A 16,016-nucleotide genomic window follows, 5' to 3' on the forward strand; every position below is an offset into this window, starting at 1 on the left:
ATCCCGTCACAGTGGCGGGCCGGCGTATCGGCGGCCGTCGAGGTACGGCCACGGATTGGGCACGCAGCCGTTCAGGAAGAGCGTCTGCTGCATCATGACCGGCGCTGGCCGGCCCTTCCCCGGGCAGCGCTCGTGGCGGTGCCCCAACTGGTGTCCCACCTCGTGGTTGACCACGTACGTCCGGTAGACCGACAGCGGCACCTTCGCGCTCACGAAGTGCGGCACCGACAGGCGCCACCGGTCCAGGTTGATGATGACCTTGCCGGGCGCCCGGCACGACGTGTACGGCCGCCCGTCGATCCGGATGTCGACGCCGCCCTGAGCGCACATCCGCCCCGCCGTGCGGGCCGTCGCCAGGTAGACGGTGAAGTGCGCGTCGGCCTGGCCCGGCACCTGCCGCAACCGCAGCCGGCCGCTGTCCACCCAGCTGCCCGGCCCGGTGAGCGCGACCTGCACGAGCCGGGCGAACTCGCCCGCGTCCTCACCGCTGCCCGACTCGACGGCGACGCGGTAACGCTGCACCGTGCCGGCCCGACCCAGCACCGGCCCGGTGCGGTCGTCGTGCGCGAACCGTCCGGAGCCGGTCGAGGGCACCGGCCCGGGCAGCCGGAGCACGACCGGCGGCGGCGACGAGGGCGACAGTGACACGCTGGGCGGCGACGACGGGGTGGGCGGCGGCTCCGCCACCACGGGCGAGGCCGCGGCCGCCGCCGACCCGGCGGACCCGGGCGCGGGATCCTGGTGCCGCGCGATCACGGTGACCGCCGCACCGATCGCCAGCAGCACCGCCGACAGCTGGGCGACCGCCTGCGACCGGCGGCCGAGCCGGAGTCGCGGCCCACCGGACGGATGCGGCCCGCCGGACGGGCGCGACGCCCCCGGCCCGCCGGACGCCGGGCGGGGCGCGGGCACCGACGGACCGACCGGGCGCCGAGCCGCCACCACGGGCGGATCGTGCGGGCGGTACGGCGCTGAGCTGGGCATCCGGCTCAGCCTGCCAGATCGTGCCGGCGCGCACCCTCCCCCGTTTCGGCGAGCAGCCCGAACACCGCCCGGGCCACGAGGCGGGGCACCTCGAGCTGCGCCACGTGGCCGACACCGTCCAGCATGAGCAGCCGGCTGTCCGGGATCACCCGGGCGGCCTGCGGCGCCACCCGCACGTCCACCAGCCGGTCCTGACGGCCGCCGATCACGAGGGTGGGCGCCCGCACCTTCCGCGCCAGCCGCCACAGCGAGTCGGAACCCGGCAGGTACGACCGCAGGAAGCTGGACACCAGTCCGCGGAACGTCCGGACGTACGCGGAGGCGTAGTGCTCGGCCTGGTAGCGGACCCGGATCTCCTCCAGCGCCTCGCGGCGCCGTTGCTCGCAGATCCGGGTCAGGTCGGCGACGCACGCCTCCATCACCTGCTGGGCCATCACCTCGGGCGCGATCCGGGCCAGTTGCCGGGCGGCCAGCCGCTCGGCGCGGGGCAGGGCGAGCAGCGGCAGCATCCTGCCCTGCACCGAGCGCCGGAAGTCGAGGAAGGGCAACGCCGGCGAGATCAGCGTCAGCGTCCGTACGAGGTCGGGGCGGAGCGCCGCGACCCGTACGGAGATCGCGCCGCCCAGCGAGTTGCCGAACAGGTGCACAGGCCCCCGCCCGGAGTGCTCGATCCACCGCACCACCCGGTCGGCGAAGGCCGGCACGGTGTAGCGGGCGCCGGGCTCGCTGCGGCCGAAGCCGGGCAGGTCGATCGCCTGCCCGTCGAGCCGGGCGGCGAGCAGTCCGGCCAGGTCGGTCCAGTTCTGCGACGAGCCGCCCAGGCCGTGCACGTACAGGGCCGGCTCCGCGCCGGGCGCCGTGGCCGGGGTCTCCCGGACGTACGTGACGGTGCCGTCGAGGCGTACCTCCCGGCCCGGCCAGGGCGGCGGCACCCCGTGCTCGGGAAGCCGGTCCTCCGGCCAGAGGGTGACGCGCTTCATCGCTCCAGTCTGCCCCGGACCGCGCCGCCCGGCAGGGTGTCGGGCGTCCGTCGCGGGGTCAGGCCAGCAGCGCTTCGAGCCGGCGGTTCACCGCGGCCAGGGTGGCCCGGACGACGGCCTGCCGCGGGTCGCCCGCGACCAGGGCCGACCCGGCGAGCTGCTCGACCCAGCCGTCACACACCAGCAGCACCACCACGGTGGCCACCTCGCAGTTGCCGAACGGCACCACGGCGGCGTGCTCGACGAAGCAGCGTCCGCGCTCGGCGTGGTCGGGGCGGCGCAGCAGCTCGTCCACGGCCGCGGCGGCGGCCACCGCGCAGAGCCGCAGGACGTACCCGTCGACGGCGGGCCCGGTGGCGTAGCCGGTGGCGGTCTCGTCGGCGGCGATGAGGCGGACCTCCACGGTGGCGTCGAGGCCGAACGTGCTCACCTGGACGTGGTCGATCACCACCCGGGGGCCGGGGACGCCGCCGGTGTCCAGCGGGCGCGACGGGGCGCTCTCCGTCGTGGTGAGCTGGGCACCGGAGTACGACGCCCCGAGGGTCGCCGGGCTGCCGGTGGCACCCGCCGGGGTGGCCTCGTCCACACTGGCGCGTCCCCGCTGCGGCGCGGCCTGCCGGCGCCGGCGCGGCGGCTCCGTCTGGGGCTGCGGCGGCCGGGCGGGCTCGGTGCGGCTCCCACCGGCGGCGCGTGTCTCGGCGCCGGCTGTGCGCGCCTCGGGCACGCGGGCGGTGCCCCGGCGGCGTACGGGCGGCGGGGGCGCGGCCGGCACGTCGGGCACGTTCTGGGGCGCGGCGGCGAGACCCATCCGCTCCTGGAGCAGGCGGGCGACCTGGCGGCTCACCTCGGCGGGATCGGCGCCGTCGGCCAGGTCGAGGCGGAGGCTGTGCGCTCCGGCGGGCGTACGCCGCAGCGACGCGTCACGGACCCCCGGCACCTCGCGTACCGCGCCGAGGATCGCGTTGACGTCGAACCCCTCGGGCCGCTCCTGGGGCGGCGCGGGCTCGTCGTCGCGGCGCAGGTGGGTGGCGATGCGGGCGAGTTCCGGGGTTTCGGCGGGTGGCTCCACGGCTGGCGGCTCCGGCACGACGGGCACGTCCGGCTCGGCGGGGACGCGCTGCGGCAGCACCGCCGCCGGCGCGTCCGGCCGTCGGCCAGCGGCCTGGTCGGCCGCGGGTGCCGGGTCGTGGGCGGATCGGCGGGCCGCGTAGGAGGAAGCGCTCGTCGGTGCGGGCGCGGCGGGGGTGCGGTCGTGGCGACCGGCTCCGCTCGTGACGGAGGCCGGGGCGGGACCCGTCGGGGTGGTTGGCTCGTCGGTGGTGTCCGCGCCCGGGACGGCGGCCCGACGACCACCGGCGGTCGGCCGGCTCTCGGCCTCCCGCTCCGGCGTCTCGGGGCGGAGGCGGAACGGCTGGGCCGTGGGGCGGGCCGCGACGTCCGGGTCGTCGGTCGTCGCGTCCGGCAGGGCGGACGGGGCGCCCGTCGGGCCAGCGGAGGCCCAGGACGGGCGGTCGGAGGCGGTGGGACGGGACCCGTCCGGGTCGCCGGCCGTCGGGTCCGGGACGCCGGAGGCCCAGGACGGGCGGTCCGACGCGGCCGGACGAGGGTGGCCGGCCGGCGCGCCCGGGTCACCGGAGGCCCAGGAGGGACGGTCCGGTCCGGCGGACTGGCCCCGGCTCGGGCCCCCGGCCCAGGACGGACGGTCCCCGCCGGGAACCGGCACGGGTCGACCGCCGCCCGGCGTGGACGCACCGCCCGGTGCGGTCGGCTCGGCGCCGGTCGCGCCACGGTTCGCCCAGGAGGGCCGCTCGGGTTGGCCCGCGGCGTCCGGCGTTCCCGGAGCCCGAAAGGGCCGCTCGGCCTGCCCCGGACCGTCCGACGCGGCCGACGCCGCCCAGGACGGTCGCTCGGGCTGCGCTCCGGTGCCCTCGGACGTGCGCCGCTCGGCGGCCCAGGACGGCCGCTCGACGGGGACGGGCGAGGGGGTCGGCTCCGGCCCGCCGGCTGGCAGGAGCGGCGGGCCGCCGGCCGCCCAGGCGTGTCGATCACCCGTCGCCGGGCCCTCCGCCTCGGCGGCTGGCTCCGGCTCGGCGCGCCGGACCTCGTAGGCCCGGCCCGGCTCGGCGCGGACCGGCTCGTACGGGTGGCTCGGCTCCGCGCGGACCGGCTCGTACGGCCGCTGCGGCTCGGCGGCCCAGGCGGGCGCGCCCTCGCCTCGCGCGCGGCGCCCGGCCGGCTCCTCCGTCTCGCGCGACCGGCGGCCCACCGGCTCGTCGGCCTCGTCGGCGTGCGGCGGCTCCTCGCCGTCCCGGAAGCGGCGGCCGGGGGGTGGGTCACTCTCGCGGGACCGGCGACCGGCCGGCTCCTCGCCGGGCCGGGACCAGGGCGGCGCCCACGCGTTGCCCCAGCTCGGCCGGTTCCAGCTCGGCCCGGACCAGTCGGGCTCGGACGGCGGCTCGCCGGACGCGGCCGGCTCGGCGGGCCCCCACGGCTGCGCGGACCCGGGTTCGCCGGCCGGCGGGGACGCCTCGGCCCAGCCGCGCGGCTCGGCCGGCTGCTCTCCCGGGCCGGACCGGTCGACGATCGGCGCATGGAAACCCGGCGGCACCTCGAACCCGGACGGCGACGTGCCGACCGGCGGGATCTGGACGGCGGGCGGCGCGGAGGTCGGCGGGCGCGGGTCGGACCAGCTGGGCGCCCCGGCCGGTGGCTCGTCGGACGCGTGCCGGGCCGGGTCGGGCTCGGCCCCGCCGCGCGTCTGCTCGACGGCCGGGGCGGGCCGCTGCGCGGGAACCGCCAACCGCTCGCCGCCGCGCTCGCGGCGCTCGTCGCCGGAGAGGTCGGGTGGGGCGCTCACGGGCGACAACCGGCCGGCGGACGGCTCCTCCGCGGGGTGGTTCACACCGTTGGCGTGGTGCCCGTTGACCCGGGCCGGGGGCTCCGGATCGCCGGTCAGGCCGGGGACGGGCGCGGGCAGGTCTCCGTGGCGGGGAGAGGAGGCGGCCCAGCCGGAGGCCGGGTCAGGCGGCCAGTGCGTCGCCGGCTGCCTGCCGGCCGGATCGCCGGGGCGGGGCCAGCCGGCCGCCGGGGGCGCCCACTCGTCGGCGGGGCGGCTCAGGTCGTCCTGCTGACCCGGCCCGTCGCCGTGCTCTCCCGGGGTGGCGGCACCGGGTTGCCCTGCTTCACTCACCGCGCGCTCCTTGGTCGCCCCCCGCTGAGGCTACCGTGTGGTGGCAGTGGCGATAAGTTACAGCGGCGGGCCAATTCCGCGACGGGTCATCGCGCCCCGACCGGTTCGGGCTGAAAGTGCCGGCTCGTACGACGAAATTCGGAGGTTCCCATGACCGCTGTGGGGAACGGGGCGCAGACCGCCGGTCGGCCGACACGCCTGCCGCGTTCCGCGCGCCGCAAGCAACTGCTCGCCGCGGCGCAGGAGGTGTTCGTCGCCCACGGGTACCACGCCGCGGCGATGGACGACATCGCCGAGCGGGCCGGGGTCTCCAAGCCGGTGCTCTACCAGCACTTCCCCGGCAAGATGGAGCTCTACCTCGCCCTGCTCGACACCCACTGCGACGCGATCGTCGCGAAGGTCCAGGACGCGATGCGCGGCACGAGCGACAACAAGGAGCGGGTCAGCGCCTCGGTGCGCGCGTACTTCGACTTCGTGGACCACGAGAGCGAGGCGTTCCGCCTGGTCTTCGAGTCGGACCTGCGCAACGACCCGGCGGTGCGGCAACGCGTCGAGCGGGTCGAGCAGGGCTGCATAGCGGCCATCACCGACACGATCATCTCGGACACCGGCGTGAGCCGGGAGCACGCCGAGCTGCTCGCCTCGGGTCTCGTCGGCGCGGCCGAGACCGCGGCGCAGTTCTGGCTGGCCGGCGGCCGGCAGGTGCCGAAGGCCGAGGCCGAGGCGCTCGTGGCGGCGCTGTCGTGGCGCGGCATCGCCAGCTTCCCGCTGCAAGGTGAGTCAGCCTGACCGTGCCGGCCGTGATCGGATAGCCTTCCCACGGCGGCTCTTTCGCCCCAGTTGAGGAGGCACCGTGGAGGTCAAGATCGGCGTGCAGTACGCGCCGCGCGAGCTGGTTCTGGAGAGCGCGCAGACGCCGGCCGAGATCGAGCAGATCGTGACCGACGCCATCGCGAAGAACAGCGGCACGCTGTCCCTGACCGACGAGAAGGGCCGGCGGGTCGTCGTCCCGGTGGACAAGGTCGCCTACGTCGAGATCGCGGAGGCGTCCCCCCGCGCGGTCGGCTTCACCGTCCGCTAGTCGTCCACGGCGTCCGCGCCGGGCCCTCCGTCGCGGACGCCGGGCTCGCGGGTCCGCCCGTCGGCGAGACGGGATCCGCCCCCGACGTCGGGCCCGCGGGCCCCGTCGTGGACACCGTCACGAGCCCCGGACCGGGTGGTCCGGGGCTCAGTTGTTCAGTCCGGCGGCGAGCATCCGCTGCGTGTGCGCGGCGGTCAACTGCCGGAACAGCGCCTGCACGTCCACCCGCTCCCCCTGCGCGATCAACGCCGTCAGCGCACCCCGGTCGGCGGCCGCCACACGGTTGGCCTGGGACAGCGCCTCACCCACGAGCCGCCGGGCCCACATCGACAGCCGGTGCGCCACCCGCGGATCGGCGTCGACGGCCGACCGGATCTCGGCGGCGGCGAACTCGGCGTACCGGGACTCGTGCAGCACGTCGAGGACGAGGCGCCGGTCCGGCTCGTCCAGGGCGGTCGCGATCGCCCGCAGGAAGTCGTCGGTGATCGCGTCCCCGACGTACGCCTTCGTCACGGCCTCCGCCCAGTCCCGTGGCTGGGTCGAGTCGTGGTACGCCTGCAACGCCTCGACGTACGGGGCCATGGCGTCCTCGGGGCGTACGCCGAGCGCGGTGAGCCGGTCCGCGAGGCGCCGGTAGCTGGCGATCTCGGCGGCGGCCATCTCGCCGAGCGCGGCCCGGCGGCGCAGGTCGGGCGCGAGCCGGGCGTCGGCGGCCATCCGCTCGAAGGCCAGCAGCTCACCGAGCGCGACCAGCCCGAGCAGGTCGGCGACGGCGGAGCCGGGGGTGGTCGGGGCGGACACGAGCGCAGGCTACCGCTCCGGGCCCCACGCGCGGGGCCCCTCGTCGGGCGGTACGGGAACGCCCCGCCCGACGGGGCAACGGCCGCGGCCCGCGCCGTCAGAGCCGTACGAAGTCCTCGCCCAGCCCGGGCATGCCCTCGACGCGGGCCGCGGTCGGACCCGTACCTGTCACGACCGGTTGGACCACCGGTTCGGTGACACGTACGAACGGATCGCGCATGTGGGAGGCGCCGGCCGACGTGTGACCCGGCGCACAGATCATCCGGGCGGTCGACCGGCCCCGATCCGGAATCAGGACGCCATGCTGCCGGTTCAGGTAGTATGGAACAGTTGCCGTGGACGCCGATCTGATCGAAGTTCTGATCGAAGTCAGGCCCCCGGCGCGCGTGCGGCCCGGTCCGGCTCGGCGATCCGCCCCCGACCGTGTGGCCCGCGCCATACCGAACGCGCCCTGCGGACATGATGGGGCGCACCCACGAGAGGGCACCCCCACATCCAGATGACCGAGTTGACGCAAGGCAACACGGGGGGCCGCGACCAGGCCCCCACCACACCCGTACGAACGGGCGCACCGACCTTCGCCGAGCTGGGCGCGCGTCAGGAGACCGTCGACGCGCTGGCCGCGGCCGGCATCACGCACGCCTTCGCCATCCAGGAGTACGCGCTCCCGATCGCGATGCGCGGCACCGACCTGATCGGCCAGGCGCCCACCGGCACCGGCAAGACCCTCGGCTTCGGCGTACCGCTGCTCGAACGGGTCTTCGCACCGGCCGAGGGCGGCGACGGCCTGCCGCAGGCGCTGATCGTCGTCCCCACCCGTGAGCTGGGCCTCCAGGTCGCGAAGGACCTGGCCACCGCCGGCAGCACCCGGGGCGTCCGGGTCCTGCCGATCTACGGCGGCGTGGCGTACGAGCCGCAGATCGAGGCGCTCCGCAAGGGCGTCGAGATCCTCGTCGGCACGCCGGGCCGCCTGCTGGACCTCGCCAAGCAGAAGCACCTGCGGCTCGACCGGGTGCACGCGCTCGTCCTCGACGAGGCCGACCGCATGCTCGACCTGGGCTTCCTCGACGACGTCGAGAAGATCCTGTCGATGCTCCCCGAGGACCGGCAGACGATGCTCTTCTCGGCCACGATGCCGGACCCGATCGTCACGCTGTCCCGGCGCTTCCTGCGCCACCCCGTGACGATCCACGCCGGGCACACCGCCGAGACGGGCCCGTCGCCGCAGACCGAGCAGCTGGTCTACCGCACCCACTCCCTCAACAAGATCGAGATCGTGGCGCGGATCCTCCAGGCGGAGGGGCGTGGGCTCACCATGATCTTCACCCGGACCAAGCGGGCCGCCGACCGGGTGGCCGAGGAACTCGACTTCCGCGGCTTCGCGGTGGCCGCCGTGCACGGCGACCTCGGGCAGGGCGCGCGCGAGCGGGCGCTGCGCGCGTTCCGGGCCGGCAAGATCGACACGCTGGTCGCCACCGACGTGGCGGCGCGGGGCATCGACGTCAGCGGCGTCACCCACGTCATCAACTACGACTGCCCGGAAGACCAGGACACCTACACCCACCGGATCGGCCGTACCGGCCGGGCCGGGGCCAGTGGCGTCGCGGTGACCTTCGTCGACTGGGACGACATGCCCCGCTGGCGGATCATCGACAAGACGCTCGGGCTGGAGATGCCCGAGCCGCCGGAGACGTACCACACCTCTCCGCACCTCTACACCGACCTGCACATCTCGCCCGACGTGAGCGGCACCCTGCCGACCGCCGAGCGGACCCGGGCGGGGCTCTCGGCCGAGGTCGAGGAGGACCTCGGCGGTGGCCGCCGCCGCGGTGACGGCGGAGTCCGTCGCAGCGGGGGCCGGCGACGCGGCCGGGGCGAGCCCGCCCCGGACACCGCCGCGCCCGCCGAGGGCAGCGGCGGGGAGGAAACGGGCACTCCGCGCCGTCGGCGTCGCCGCCGGGCCGGTGAGGTGGTCGCGGGCGGCGAGACCGGCGTGACCGCCGAGGGCGGCACCTCCGCCCCGGTCGCCGCGAGCGCCACCGCCGAGGGTGAGGCGGCTCCGAAGCCTCGCCGCCGTCGGCGCCGCCGTGGCGGTGCCGGGGGCGCCGCGGCGCCCGCCGAGGCGAGCGCCGCGAGCGACTGACCCGAGAAGACGCCCACAGGTCCCCCGCGCCCACCCGGGCCGGGGGACCTGCGCTGTCCACGCCCCACCACGCGGGCGGGTCTCGGGCGGTGGTCGCGGGCGAGGGAGGATGAGGACATGCCGGAACCGCTGGACGCCGCGCTGAACGAGGTGCGGAACCTGCTGCTCGACCCCGCGCTGACCCGCGCGGTCGCCGCCGGGCGACGCCGGGGGCAGCGCCCCTCGGTCGTACGCGCCGAGCTGCGCCCGGTCACGCTCAAGGCCGGGCCCCGGCTGCAGATCGCCACCTCCGACGGCGCCCGCCCGTACACCCGCAACGTCGCACCCGGCCCCGAGGCGGACGCCGCGGTGGACGCGCTGCTGGCCGAGCCGTTCGGCAACTGGCACGTGGAGACCGCCGACACGACGCTCCAACTGCGGGTGACCAAGTCCGGGGAGGCCCAGGTGCACCGGGCGGCGACCGCCCGCCCCGCCACGGCCCCGGCCGGCCACGACCGGGAGAAGGAGTACCTGCTGGACCCGGGCGACCCGCTGTTCGCCGAGATCGGCGGATCGGCGGCGAAGCGCCGGCAGGTCGACGCCTTCCTCCGGGCGCTCGCCGCGACCCTGCCCGAGGACCTCACCGGCCCGCTGCGGGTGGTGGACCTGGGCTGCGGCAACGCGTACCTGACGTTCGCGGCGTACCGGTACCTCTCCGGGCGGGGACTCGACGTGCGGCTCACCGGCGTGGACGTCCGGGAGGACCAGCGGCGCCGTAACACCGAGCTGGCCGAGCGGCTGGGCTGGGGCGACCGGGTCCGTTTCGTGGCCGGCACGATCGCCGACGCCGTGGTCGAACCGGCGCCGGACCTGGTGCTGGCCCTGCACGCGTGCGACACCGCCACGGACGAGGCGCTGGCGCGGGCCGTCCGGTGGGACGCCCGGTGGGTGCTCGCCGCGCCCTGCTGCCACCACGACATCGCGGCCCAGTTGCGCTCGCGTCCGGCGCCCGCGCCGTACGAGCTGCTGACCCGCCAGGGCATCCTGCGGGAGCGGTTCGCGGACGTGCTCACCGACGCGCTGCGTGCCGGGCTGCTCCGGCTGCACGGCTACCGCGCGGAGGTCGTCGAGTTCGTCGACTCCCGGCACACCCCGCGCAACCTGCTCGTCCGCGCCCGGCGCACCGGTGCGCCACCGACCGCCGAGCAGCGCCGGGACTACCGCGAACTGGTCGACCAGTGGCAGGTCACCCCGCGACTGGAGACGCTCCTGGGCGCCGACACCACGGCCGCGGGGCCGCTGACCGCGCGGATTGCTTGAACGACGACAACCATTGCCGTCAAAGGTCCACTTTGCCCGGGTCCCGCCACGAAACTGGTCCCGTACACGGGACCTTTTGTGCGGTCAGTCAATTGTTTCCGGCCGGTCCGGTACTACGCTCGGAGGCGACATCGTCCCGGTGTTCGCCTCGAGGGGAAGAGCCGCAGGGATGCGTTCGGCAGAGGTTTCGCCACAGATGGCGTTCGCGCGGTTCGTCCGGCGCGCCATCGACGACGCCCGCGAGGAGCGGGGCTGGACGGTCACCGACCTGGCTGCCCACACCGGCGTCGGCCGGTCCACCGTCTTCCGCTGGCTCGCCGGCGACTGGCAGGACTACCCCGAACTGGCCAAGGTCCGTGGCTTCTGCTCCGCTCTGGACCTTCCGGTCGCCGCGGCGTTCCGCGCGCTCGGCCTGCCGGACGCCGGGCCCGCACCGCGGCGTCGCAGCGAGGAGGGGCCCGTCGAGGCGGACGTCCGCGTGATCCTCGACCGGCTCGCCGACCCGACCGTGCCACTGGAGGAGAAGCACCACATCCGCGACCTGCTGCGCTACCTCGCCCGGCGGCCCATCCGGCGCGCCGGCTGAGGGCCGCGCGACGCGGACGTCACGGCACCGTGACGGTGAACTCCGCCGTGCGCACCTTACCCGCCACCTGGAAGTCCAGGTAGAGCCGGTACCGGCCCGGCCCCGGCGTGGTCAGCCAGAACCGCACCGCGCCGTCGACCAGCTGCGGCTCCGGGTGTACGTGCAGGTAGCCGAGATCCCCCTCACGGAGGGCCACCAGGTGGCCGTACGCCCCGAGGTAGCGCTCCAGTGTCGCGGTGGTCCCGCCGGTGGTGATCCGGAAGGTCAGGGGCACCGTGGCGCCCACCTGCGGCGTGCCCTCGTACGCCACCGTGAATCCGTCGACCGCGGTCGAGGTGGTCGCGGCGGGCAGGGGACGCGGGTCGTAGCGGCCCGGCACGGTCAGGTCGACGCCGAGGGTCAGGGCCGTCTGGCTGCCGTCGTCCGCCACCACCGTGAAGTCGGCGTACGCCCGCCAGGTGCCGCCCTGCGACAGGGTGAGCGGCACCGACCAGGTGCCGTCCGGAGCCATCGTGGGGTGCAGGTGCTGGTAGCCGGTGAGGTCCCGGCGCACCACGATGAGGTGCATCGGCTTGTCGTGGACGACGGCGAAGCGGGTCACCGGACGGCGCCGCGCGTCGTGGATCTGGAACCGGAACTCGCCGGCCTTCCCGGGCGTGAACGCCGCGGCCAGCGGGGCGAGCGTGTAACCGGCCTGGCTGACCGAGAGCCCACCGGCGGTCTCCGCCGGCTGGTCCGTACCCGTGCCGTGGTCGTGCTGCGCGGTGCCCGGCGGATGGGTGTGGTCGGCGGTCTCCAGCCCCACGGCGGCGGGATCGCCGCCGGCGTTCATCCGGCCCAGACCGAAGCCGAGCAGCACGGCGAGCACCAGCCCGCCGACCGACAGGGCCAGCCGGAGCGTGCCGCGGTCGGGGGCGGCGGACACCTGCTCAGGCACCGCCGGGGCCCAGCTCGTAGCCGGCCTCGTCGACGGCCGCCCGCACCGCCTCGTCCGGCAGCGGCGCGTCGCTGGTCACCGTGGCCGTGCCGGCGGCCAGGTCGACCCGGACGTCCCGGACCCCGGGCAGCGCGGCCAGCTCGTCGGTGACCGCCCGGACGCAGTGCTGGCAGGTCATGCCGGTTACGGCGTACGTGCGGGTGACGGCCTGCTGATCCATGCCGCCCACGGTACCGCCGCGCCCGGCCCCGGCCTGTCCGTGTCACGACGGCGTGGCAACGGTCGCACCTCGACGGGGCCGGGAACTTTTCCCGCCGCGCGGGCGACGCGGCTCAGCCGGCCAGCGCGAGCGCGAGGGGCAGCACGTCGGGGGCGCCCGCGCGGCGCAGGGCCCGGGCGAGCAGCGTCATCGTCCAGCCCGAGTCCACCAGGTCGTCGACGAGGAGCACCGGCCCGTCCAGCCCGGCCAGCGTCGCGGCCAGCCCGTCCGGCACGGTGAACGCGTCGTGCAGCGCGCGGACCCGCTGGGCGCTGTTGCCCCGGGCGCCGCCACCCGCCACGGCGGGCGGAAGCTGGCCGAGCAGCGGCAACCGGCCGACCGCGGCGATCCGCTCGGCCAGCGAGCCGACCAGGCGGGGATGCCGCCGCGACCCGGCCGCCACCACGGCCACCGGCCGGCGCGGCCACGGGTCGTCGCCGTGCGCCCACGCCTTCAGCACCTCGACCACGGCGGCCGTCACGTCCTCCGGCACCGCGACGTCCGGCGCGTCGGGGCCGACCAGCTCGCGCAGCCGGCCGCCCCAGCCCAGGTCGGAGAGGCGCCCCACGGCCCGGCCGGGCAGCGCCTGCTCCGCGGGGACGATGCGCCCCTTCAGCGGTACGCCGACCGCCTCCATCCCCGTGGGCCAGAGCTTCTTCGGCGGGATCTCCACACCCGGCCGGCCGAGGAAGGTCTGCGCGGCGGTCAGCGCCGCGGCCGACACGTCCGCGGTGAACAGCGGCCCGGCGCACCGGTCGCACCGGCCGCAGTCCGTCGCACCGGCGTCGTCCAGGCACTCCCGCAGGTAGCGCATCCGGCAGCCGGACGTGGCCGCGTACTCCCGCATGGCCTGCTGCTCGGCGGTGCGGGCGGCGGCGACGCGCCGCAACCGGGCCTCGTCGTAGGTCCAGGGCTCGCCCGTGGCGAGCCAGCCGCCGCGGACCCGGCGCACCGCCCCGTCCACGTCGAGCACCTTGAGCATCAGCTCCAGCCGGGCCCGCCGCAGGTCGACCAGGGGTTCCAGGGCCTGGGTGGAGAGGGGGCGGTCGGTGTGCAGGGCGGCCAGCACGGCGCGCACCTGCTCCTCCGGCGGGAAGGCCAGCGAGGCGAAGTAGCGCCAGATGGCGGCGTCCTCCGCGCCGGGAAGCAGCAGCACCTCGGCGTGCTCCACGGCGCGGCCGGCGCGCCCGACCTGCTGGTAGTACGCGATCGGCGAGGGTGGCGCCCCGAGGTGCACCACGAACCCGAGATCCGGCTTGTCGAAGCCCATGCCCAACGCGCTCGTGGCCACCAGCGCCTTGATCTTGTTGTCCAGCAGGTCCTGCTCGGCGGCCCGGCGGTCGGCGTCGTCGGCCTGCCCCGTGTACGCGGCCACCGCGTACCCGCGGGACCGGAGGAACTCGGCGGTCTCCCCCGCCGCCGCCACGGTGAGCGTGTAGACGATCCCGGAGCCGGGCAGCCGGTCGAGATGGTCGGCGAGCCAGGCCAGCCGGTGCGCGGGGCTCGGCAGGTCGAGGACGCCGAGGCGCAGCGACTCCCGGTCGAGGGAGCCCCGCAGCACGAGGACGTCGGCGCGCCGCCCGTGGCCGGTCCGGGCATGCTCTCCCTCGCCGAGGTCGGTGGGACCGGTCAGGGCGTGCTCTCCCCCGCCCAGGCCGGTGGGACGGGCCAGGGCGTGCTCTCCCCCGCCCAGGCCGGTGGGACGGGCCAGGGCGTGCTCTCCCTCGCCCAGGCCGGCGGGACCGGCCAGCTCGGTGCCGAGCTGCTCGGCGACGTCCTCGGTCACCCGGGCGTTGGCCGTGGCGGTCGTGGCGAGCACGGGCGTACCCGCCGGCAGGTTGCCGAGGAACGTCCGCAGCCGCCGGTAGTCCGGCCGGAAGTCGTGCCCCCAGTCGGAGACGCAGTGCGCCTCGTCCACCACCAGCAGGCCGGTGGTGGCGGCCAACTTCGGCAGCACCCCGTCCCGGAAGTCGGGGTTGTTGAGCCGCTCCGGGCTGATGAGGAGCACGTCGACCACGCCGGCGTGGATCTCGGCGGTGATCGCGTCCCACTCCTCCAGGTTGGCGGAGTTGATGGTGCGGGCGCGGATGCCGGCCCGCGCGGCGGACTCCACCTGGTTGCGCATGAGCGCCAGCAGTGGCGAGACGATGACGGTGGGGCCGACAGAGTCGCCCGGAAGGGCGTCATCGGTGCCGGCGGTGGTGCTGCCAGCCAGGGTGCCGGCGGCGGGGGCGGTGCCGGCGGGGGCGCCGGTGGCCGCGGTGCCGGTGGCCGGGATGCCTGCGGCGGGGGTACTCGCGGCTGACGGGGCGCCGGTGGCGGGGATGCCGCGAGCGGGGCCGGTGCCGGCGGTCGGGGTGCTCGCCGTGGGGGTGCTCTCGGCCGACGGGGCGTCGTCCACCGTCGTGGTCGCCCCGAGCGGGCGGTCACGGTCGCGCAGGAGCGCCGTGGCCACGAAGTAGACGGCCGACTTGCCCCATCCCGTGCGCTGCACGCACAGCACCCGGCGCCGGTCGACCACCAGGGCCTCGATGGCCCGCCACTGGTCCTCACGCAGCCGGGCGTGCTCGCCGGCCAACCGCCGCAGCACCGCCTCGGCCCGCTCCCGTACCGCCGCCCGATCCTGGCTCATCCGGCATTTCTACCAGCCCGCAGCGACACCCCCGCGAGTCACGCCACCGCCCCCTCCCCGCCGATCTTGCAGTTTGTGCCCCCAAGTTGCGGAGCTTGTCCACATTTGTCGGGGCACAAAGTGCAAGATCGCGGAGGAAGGGCGGGGGCGGGGAGGGAGGGAGGGCGGGGGCGGGGAGGGAGGGCGGGCGGGGGCGGTCAGCGGCCTAGTACGGAGCCGCCGTTGACGCCCAGGATCTGGCCGGTGACGTAGCCGGCCGCGGGGCTCGCCAGGTAGCGGACCGCCTCGGCGATCTCGGCCGGCTCGCCGGCACGCCCCACGAGCGTGGCCGCGACCCGTCGGGCGTGGCCCTCGGGCGTCATCCTGTCGCCGAAGAACTCGGTGTCCGTGACGTACCCGGGGCTCACCACGTTGACCGTGATCTGTTCCGGGCCGAGTTCCGCCGCCAGGTCGTACGCCCAGCCGTGCAGCGCCGCCTTCGCCGCCGAGTACGGCCCTCCGCCGCCCCGCTGGGCCGCGATCGAGCTGACGAGGATGACCCGGCCGCCAGGCCGGCGCAGGGACGGACGCAGTGCCTCGGTGAGCAGCACGGCGGTGAGCACGTTGGCGTCCAGGTTGGCCCGCCAGCACGCGGCGGTGCCGGCGAGCGTGCCGGTGTCCCCGGCGAGGTAGCCGCCGGCGTTGTTGACCACCACGTCGACGGGGCGGCCGTCGAGGGCGTCGAGGACCCGGTCGAGCTGGTCCGGGTCAGTGAGGTCGGCGCCGACCGCGCGGACCGCGCCGGTCCGCCCGCACTCGGCGTCCACCCGGGCGGCGGTGGCGTCGAGTACGTCCGTCCGCCGCCCCACGATCACCACGTCGTACCCGTCGACGGCGAACGTCCGGGCGATCGCCGCTCCGATTCCCGTCCCGCCGCCGCTGACCACCGCAAGCCGCTCGCCCATCGTGCGCTCCCTCCCGTGGTTCTCCTGTCGATCATGAAGTTATCGCCTGCCACCACGGGGTGGTTTCTAGGCTTCAGTGCAACTGATCTTGGTTGGGTTGGGGGTGCTGGTGGCGAGGCCGGGTGTGTTGACGTTCGGGCATCGGCAGGTGTTGGAGCATCTGTGGGGTTCAGGGCGGAC

Annotated in this window: 12 protein-coding genes and 1 pseudogene; 5 read left to right on the forward strand and 8 right to left on the reverse strand. The window is 76.2% G+C overall.

Features of this window, described 5'->3' with window-relative positions:
• Positions 1-6: 6 nt before the first annotated feature.
• From D7I43_RS23440 to D7I43_RS34430, 3 genes and pseudogenes are all read right to left on the reverse strand, one after another.
• The gene (locus D7I43_RS23440; protein ID WP_120330707.1) at positions 7-984 is read right to left on the reverse strand and encodes a DUF3152 domain-containing protein; all 978 of its coding nucleotides are present in this window, start codon (positions 982-984) and stop codon (positions 7-9) included.
• 5 nt (positions 985-989) lie between these two features.
• Complete coding sequence (locus tag D7I43_RS23445; protein ID WP_120330708.1) at positions 990-1,964, reverse strand: alpha/beta fold hydrolase; 975 nt, start codon at positions 1,962-1,964, stop codon at positions 990-992.
• A 58-nt stretch (positions 1,965-2,022) separates the two neighbouring features.
• Positions 2,023-3,729 (reverse strand): annotated as a pseudogene (locus D7I43_RS34430) (hypothetical protein); the annotation flags it as partial.
• A 1,575-nt stretch (positions 3,730-5,304) separates the two neighbouring features.
• Between D7I43_RS34430 and D7I43_RS23455 the strand changes: the two are divergent.
• The gene (locus D7I43_RS23455) at positions 5,305-5,943 is read left to right on the forward strand and encodes a TetR/AcrR family transcriptional regulator (RefSeq protein ID WP_120330710.1); all 639 of its coding nucleotides are present in this window, start codon (positions 5,305-5,307) and stop codon (positions 5,941-5,943) included.
• A gap of 64 nt (positions 5,944-6,007) precedes the next feature.
• Entirely contained in the window at positions 6,008-6,235 is a 228-nt protein-coding gene (locus D7I43_RS23460; protein WP_120330711.1) for a DUF3107 domain-containing protein, read from the forward strand.
• Positions 6,236-6,382: 147 nt separating this feature from the next.
• Here D7I43_RS23460 and D7I43_RS23465 read toward each other — a convergent pair whose 3' ends face one another.
• Positions 6,383-7,036 carry a ferritin-like fold-containing protein gene (locus D7I43_RS23465; RefSeq protein WP_120330712.1) on the reverse strand — a complete coding sequence of 218 codons (654 nt, stop codon included), beginning with the start codon at positions 7,034-7,036 and terminating at the stop codon, positions 6,383-6,385.
• Between the two features lie 499 nt (positions 7,037-7,535).
• Between D7I43_RS23465 and D7I43_RS23470 the strand changes: the two genes are divergently transcribed.
• From D7I43_RS23470 to D7I43_RS23480, 3 genes are all read left to right on the forward strand, one after another.
• Complete coding sequence (locus D7I43_RS23470; RefSeq protein WP_120330713.1) at positions 7,536-9,179, forward strand: DEAD/DEAH box helicase; 1,644 nt, start codon at positions 7,536-7,538, stop codon at positions 9,177-9,179.
• 117 nt (positions 9,180-9,296) lie between these two features.
• Positions 9,297-10,478, forward strand: a complete 1,182-nt coding sequence (locus D7I43_RS23475) for a class I SAM-dependent methyltransferase (RefSeq protein WP_120330714.1) — start codon at positions 9,297-9,299, stop codon at positions 10,476-10,478.
• Between the two features lie 169 nt (positions 10,479-10,647).
• Positions 10,648-11,064: a helix-turn-helix domain-containing protein gene (locus D7I43_RS23480; RefSeq protein ID WP_120330715.1), complete on the forward strand. Its 417-nt coding sequence runs from the start codon at positions 10,648-10,650 to the stop codon at positions 11,062-11,064.
• Between the two features lie 19 nt (positions 11,065-11,083).
• Here the strand turns inward: D7I43_RS23480 and D7I43_RS23485 are convergent, their stop codons facing one another.
• From D7I43_RS23485 to D7I43_RS23500, 4 genes are all read right to left on the reverse strand, one after another.
• Positions 11,084-12,001: a hypothetical protein gene (locus D7I43_RS23485; protein ID WP_120330716.1), complete on the reverse strand. Its 918-nt coding sequence runs from the start codon at positions 11,999-12,001 to the stop codon at positions 11,084-11,086.
• Entirely contained in the window at positions 11,994-12,221 is a 228-nt protein-coding gene (locus tag D7I43_RS23490) for a heavy-metal-associated domain-containing protein (RefSeq protein WP_120330728.1), read from the reverse strand. Before D7I43_RS23490 ends, D7I43_RS23485 begins: the two co-directional genes overlap by 8 nt.
• Positions 12,222-12,333: 112 nt before the next feature.
• A complete protein-coding gene (locus tag D7I43_RS23495) occupies positions 12,334-14,892 on the reverse strand; it encodes a RecQ family ATP-dependent DNA helicase (RefSeq protein ID WP_120330717.1) in 2,559 nt (852 codons plus the stop codon).
• 197 nt (positions 14,893-15,089) lie between these two features.
• A complete protein-coding gene (locus D7I43_RS23500) occupies positions 15,090-15,836 on the reverse strand; it encodes an SDR family NAD(P)-dependent oxidoreductase (RefSeq protein WP_120330718.1) in 747 nt (248 codons plus the stop codon).
• Positions 15,837-16,016 lie beyond the last annotated feature (180 nt).

Origin of the sequence: Micromonospora globbae, from assembly GCF_003610785.1 — a bacterium.
In the GTDB taxonomy this organism is placed as follows: Bacteria; Actinomycetota; Actinomycetes; order Mycobacteriales; family Micromonosporaceae; genus Micromonospora; species Micromonospora globbae.

Coding starts and splice junctions, on each gene's coding strand:
- D7I43_RS23440 (WP_120330707.1), bottom strand. CDS start 984: ATGCCCAGCTCAGCGCCGTACCGCCCGCACGATCCGCCCGTGGTGGCG.
- D7I43_RS23445 (WP_120330708.1), bottom strand. CDS start 1,964: ATGAAGCGCGTCACCCTCTGGCCGGAGGACCGGCTTCCCGAGCACGGG.
- D7I43_RS23455 (WP_120330710.1), top strand. CDS start 5,305: ATGACCGCTGTGGGGAACGGGGCGCAGACCGCCGGTCGGCCGACACGC.
- D7I43_RS23470 (WP_120330713.1), top strand. CDS start 7,536: ATGACCGAGTTGACGCAAGGCAACACGGGGGGCCGCGACCAGGCCCCC.
- D7I43_RS23475 (WP_120330714.1), top strand. CDS start 9,297: ATGCCGGAACCGCTGGACGCCGCGCTGAACGAGGTGCGGAACCTGCTG.
- D7I43_RS23480 (WP_120330715.1), top strand. CDS start 10,648: ATGCGTTCGGCAGAGGTTTCGCCACAGATGGCGTTCGCGCGGTTCGTC.
- D7I43_RS23490 (WP_120330728.1), bottom strand. CDS start 12,221: ATGGATCAGCAGGCCGTCACCCGCACGTACGCCGTAACCGGCATGACC.
- D7I43_RS23495 (WP_120330717.1), bottom strand. CDS start 14,892: ATGAGCCAGGATCGGGCGGCGGTACGGGAGCGGGCCGAGGCGGTGCTG.
- D7I43_RS23500 (WP_120330718.1), bottom strand. CDS start 15,836: ATGGGCGAGCGGCTTGCGGTGGTCAGCGGCGGCGGGACGGGAATCGGA.